The sequence below is a fragment of the Tardiphaga sp. genome (assembly GCF_028290785.1).
GTDB lineage: Bacteria > Pseudomonadota > Alphaproteobacteria > Rhizobiales > Xanthobacteraceae > Tardiphaga.
Map to the genome: position 1 here is coordinate 1 of NZ_JAQGJD010000055.1, position 4,902 is coordinate 4,902.

The 4,902-nt window shown below is 64.2% G+C and carries 6 protein-coding genes; 4 read left to right on the plus strand and 2 right to left on the minus strand.

Annotated features, from left to right (window positions below):
- A partial coding sequence (locus JWR89_RS03145) for an SDR family NAD(P)-dependent oxidoreductase (RefSeq protein ID WP_299711742.1) occupies positions 1-566 on the plus strand: 566 nt, incomplete at its 5' end.
- Here JWR89_RS03145 and JWR89_RS03150 read toward each other — a convergent pair.
- Complete coding sequence (locus tag JWR89_RS03150; protein ID WP_299711746.1) at positions 563-1,363, minus strand: SDR family oxidoreductase; 801 nt, start codon at positions 1,361-1,363, stop codon at positions 563-565. The two genes, JWR89_RS03145 and JWR89_RS03150, sit on opposite strands and share 4 nt — an antisense overlap.
- Positions 1,364-1,501: 138 nt before the next feature.
- On the opposite strand from JWR89_RS03150, the gene JWR89_RS03155 reads away from it, so the two are divergent.
- A complete protein-coding gene (locus JWR89_RS03155) occupies positions 1,502-2,245 on the plus strand; it encodes a histidine phosphatase family protein (protein WP_299711749.1) in 744 nt (247 codons plus the stop codon).
- Between the two features lie 204 nt (positions 2,246-2,449).
- A complete protein-coding gene (locus tag JWR89_RS03160; protein ID WP_299711752.1) occupies positions 2,450-3,217 on the plus strand; it encodes an SDR family oxidoreductase in 768 nt (255 codons plus the stop codon).
- A gap of 148 nt (positions 3,218-3,365) precedes the next feature.
- On the opposite strand, the gene JWR89_RS03165 is transcribed toward JWR89_RS03160, so the two are convergent.
- Positions 3,366-4,589, minus strand: a complete 1,224-nt coding sequence (locus JWR89_RS03165) for a serine hydrolase domain-containing protein (protein ID WP_299711754.1) — start codon at positions 4,587-4,589, stop codon at positions 3,366-3,368.
- A gap of 177 nt (positions 4,590-4,766) precedes the next feature.
- Here JWR89_RS03165 and JWR89_RS03170 point away from each other — a divergent pair.
- On the plus strand, positions 4,767-4,902 hold a 136-nt coding region (locus tag JWR89_RS03170; RefSeq protein ID WP_299711756.1), incomplete at its 3' end, for a GTP-binding protein.

Genomic DNA, 4,902 nt, shown 5'->3' on the forward strand with positions numbered 1-4,902 from the left:
GCCGTGTCTCGGTGCTGATCAACAACGCCGGGGTCGCCCTGTTCGGCCGCTTCGACGAGATGACCCTCGCCGACTTCGACTGGGTGATGGGCGTCAATCTGAACGGCGTGGTGCGCATGACCCACGCGTTCCTGCCGTTGCTCAAGGCCGAGCCGACCGCCCACATCGTCAATATCTCCAGCATCTTCGGGGTCATCGCCCCGCCGGGGCAGACCGCCTATTGCGCCTCGAAATTCGCGGTGCGCGGCTTCTCGGAGTCGCTGCGCCACGAACTCGCCCGCTCTTCGGTCAGCGTCACCGTGGTGCATCCGGGCGGGGTGAAGACCCGGATCGCCGCCAACGCCCGTGTCGCCCAGGGCGCGGTGCTCGGCGACCCCGAAAAACGCCGCGAGCGCCTCGACCGCTTCCTCAGCCTCAGCCCCGATATCGCCGCCGCCGACATCGTCCGCGCCATAGAGCAGCGCGCGCCGCGCCTGCTGATCGGCGACGACGCGCGCAAGATGGCGCTCATCCAGCGACTGTTCCCGGTGACCTATTGGGCCAAGCTCGCCAAGACGATGAGCTAGAGCCGGGTCCCCGCCTTGCCGCTGCGCGCCACCGGGTGCGAGCTCGACAGGCCGCCGTCGACGACCATGGCCTGGCCGTTGACGTAGGATGCGCCGTCCGAGGCCAGGAACAGCGCCATCTCGGCGATCTCGCTGGGCTCGCCGTTGCGCTGCAAGGGGTTGAGCTGGCCGATCTTGGCTTCGGTGCCGCGCTCGCGGGCGCGGTCGAAGATCGGCTTGGTCATGCCGGTCTCGATCAGGCCGGGGCACACCGCATTGATGCGGACGCCGGTGCCGGACAGCGAATAGGCGGTGGTCTGCACCAGGCTGATGACGCCGGCCTTGCTCGCCGCATAGGGATGGCCGGACGCGCCGGACTTCAACCCGGCCACCGACGCGGTACAGACGATCGAGCCGTAGTTCTGCGCGATCATGTGCGGCATCGAATGCTTGATCGCCAGGAACGGCCCGATCAGGTTGATGCGCAGGATCTCCTGCCAATGCTCGACGGTCTGGTCGAGCAGCGGCACCAGCCCGCCGGACACGCCGGCATTAGCCCAGATCGCATCGAGCCGGCCGTATTTGGAAACCGCTCTATCGACGAAGCCCTTCACATCGCTCTCGGAACCGGCGTCGGCCATCACCGCCTCGATGGTGCCGCCGGCGTTGCCGACCAGCTTGGCGGTTTCCTGCACGCTGTCGCTGCGATCGACCACGATCAGTTTCGCGCCTTCCTTGGCGAACATTAGCGACGCGGCGCGGCCGATGCCGCTGCCGGCGCCGGTGATGATGACGGATTTGCCTTCGAGCCGGCCCATGGGTTTCTCCCGCTGCATTTTCTTTGGACGGCTGTGCCGCCACATGGAATTCATTGTCGCCGTTCATCATGCAAAGATGCTTGAGGCGTCGCGCGCTCTGACGTACAGCGGTTGAAACAGTATTGAAGGGAAATCGCGATGTCCAACGCCGAAAAACCGTTCGTGGCGCAGCACACCGTTCCCGCAGGCGTCGTCGCGACAAAATGGTGGTGGGTACGTCACGCGCCGGTGCGCAATGACGGTGGTAACATCTACGGCCAAAAGGACATGGACTGCGACTGCAGCGATCGCGTGGTATTCAATGCGGTGAGCAGGATTCTGCCGCGCAAGGCGGCGTGGTTTTCCAGCCACCTGAAACGCACGCACCAGACCGCGGATGCGATCTGGGCCGCGGGCTTTCCGAAACCCGACTCGATGCAGCAGGAACCCGAACTGGCCGAGCAGCATCTCGGCGACTGGCAGGGCCTCAACCGCGCCGCGTTCTTCGCCAGCCGGCCGATCGCTGTCGGCAGCTACTGGTTCGCGCCGATCGACGAGCCATCGCCGAACGGCGAAAGTTTCATGGATCTTTATAACCGTGTCCGTCGCGCCATCGATCGCATCAACATCTCGCATGCGGGCCAGGACATTGTCGCGGTGGCCCATGGCGGCACCATCAAGGCAGCGATCGGTCTCGCGCTCAACGACCAGCCGGACCGCGGCCTGGCCTTCACCATCGATAATTGTTCGGTGACCCGGCTTGACCATCTCGCCAGCGACGGCCATTCGGGCTGGCGGATTCCGATGGTCAACCAGCAGCCATGGATTGCCGACGCCTCGCACAACGCGATGCATCAGCCGGCCGGGCCGGAGATCGCGACGACGACGACCAAACTGGCGTAGACTTCTTTTTCCTTCTCCCCTTGTGGGAGAAGGTGGCACGGCCGCAGGCCGTGACGGATGAGGGGGGCACCGAAGCTCAGAGCCTGTGGCCACCCCTCACCCGTCTCGACCGCTACGCGGTCGATCCACTCTCTCCCACAAGGGGAGAGCGAACTACAACGTGCCGTCGAAACGAAAACAACAAAGACACTTAGGGAGAAACGCATGACCTTGTTCGACATGACTGGAAAAGTTGCCGTCATCACCGGCTCAACACGCGGCATCGGCCGCGCCATCGCCGAACGGATGGCGGAGCATGGCGCGAAAGTTGTGGTCTCGTCGCGCAAGCAGGATGTCTGCGATCAGGTGACGAAAGAGATCAACGACAAGTTCGGCAAGGACACCGCGGTGGCGATCGCCGCCAACATCTCCAGCAAGGAGAACCTGCAGAACCTGGTCGATGAGAGCAAGCGCGCTTTCGGCAAGATCGACGTGCTGGTCTGCAACGCGGCGTCGAATCCGTATTACGGACCGCTGGCCGGCATTTCCGACGATCAGTTCCGGAAAATTCTCGACAACAACATCGTGGCCAACAACTGGCTGACCAGCATGGTCGTGCCCGACATGATCGCGCGCAAGGACGGCGCCATCATCATCGTATCGTCGATCGGCGGCATCAAGGGATCGACCGTGCTCGGCGCTTATGCGATCTCCAAAGCCGCCGACATGCAATTGGCGCGCAATCTCGCCTGCGAATACGGCCCGCACAATGTGCGCGTGAATTGCATCGCGCCCGGCCTGATCAAGACCGATTTCGCGAAAGCGCTATGGGACAATCCCGACACGCTGAAGGCTTCCACGGCGCGTTCGCCGCTGCTGCGGATCGGCATTCCCGACGAGATCGCCGGCGCGGCGGTGTTCCTCGGTTCGGCGGCGGGGAATTTCATGACCGGGCAGAGCCTGGTGATCGATGGCGGGGCCACGATTAGTTGAGAGCCGAGCGCGCCGCTTCCGTTTCCCGGACGCGCTGCAGCGTGTAACGCTGCCGCGGAGATCCGGGACCCCGGTTGCTTAAGTCACCGGGACCCCGGATCTGCGAAGCAACACTGCGTGTTGCATCGCGTCCGGGGAACGGAATGAACTACTCCACCGCGGCGTAAACCAGCCCCCGGATCAGCGCGCGAAAATACTCGCGCTGCCCCGGGCCCTGCGACATGAACACCGCGAACAGTTCTTCCGCGGGGTCGATCCAGAAGAACGTGCCGGCGACACCGCTCCAGAAGAACTGGCCTTTCGAGCCCGGATAGGGGGCCAGCCCCTCGTGGGTGCGCACGGCGAAGCCAAGTCCGAAGCCGTGGCCGGGCTGCAGCAGCGTGCCGTTGATCTTCACGGAAGCATCGAGATGGTCCGACGCCATCAACTGCAGCGTCTTGCGTGCGATCAGGCGGGTGCCGTCCAGCGCGCCGCCGGACAAAAGCATCTGACAGAACCGCGCATAGTCCTTGGTGGTCGAGACCAATCCGCCGCCGCCGGATTCCATCGCCGGCTTTTCCAGCATGTCGAACAGTTTGACCGGCTCGTGGGTCCACGGATCGGCGGCAAATGGCTCCGCGAGGCGGCCGGCATTCTCGGCGCCGGTGTGAAACGCGGTGTCGGCCATCTGCAGCGGTGCCAGGATGCGCTCGGTGAGGAACGCGCCCAGGCTCTTGCCGGAAACGACCTCGATGACGCGGCCTAGAATGTCCGTCGAGCGGCTGTAGTTCCATTCGTCGCCGGGCTGCGACACCAGCGGCAGGCTGGCGACCAAGGCGGCATGCTCGGCATTGCTGATCTTGCGACTGCGCAGCCGCGACTGCTGGTACATCTGCTGCACCAGACCGTTGCCGGTGTGGTCGTAGGTGATGCCCGAGGTGTGCCGCAGCAGGTCCTGCAGCGTGATCGGCCGCGCCAACGGCACCAGGTCGAGCTGACCGCGGTTTTCGATGCCGACCTTCTGGTCGGCGAATTCCGGGATGTATTTCGCCAGCGGATCGCTGAGCAACAGGTGGCCGTCCTCGAGCAGCATCATGATGCCCAAGGAGACGATCGGCTTGGTCATGGAGAAGATGCGGAACAGGCTGTCGCGGGCCATCGGTGCGGGCGCGTCCGGACCCTGCCGGCCGAAGGCCTCGAAGTAGCCGACCTGGCCGCGGCGGGCGACCAGCATGGTGACGCCGGGCGCGGTGCCCTTGTCGATCTCGCGCCGGAACGCATCCGACATCTTTTCAAGACGGGCTGATGACAGCCCGAGCGTTTCAGGCCTCGCCTGCGGCAGCGCTGGCGTTTGCGGGGCAGGGGCCTGTCGGGCGGCGCTTTGAACTGTCATGAATCGTCTCCTCGGCGTTCTCGCATTGATCTTGTCGTTGGCCGGACTACATAAGGAACTTCACCGGCATGGTCTGGCGAGAATGACCCGGAAGTTCGCACTTGAACAGGGCCGTTTTCCCTTGTAACCAGCCGCCGGTTTGGTGCCGCGCAGGGGCGTGGCGTAACAAGGTGGATCATGGCCAAGGCAAAATTCGAACGTAACAAGCCGCATTGCAACATCGGCACGATCGGTCACGTTGACCATGGCAAGACGTCGCTGACGGCGGCGATCACCAAGGTGCTGGCGGAATCCGGCGGCGCGACGTTCACGG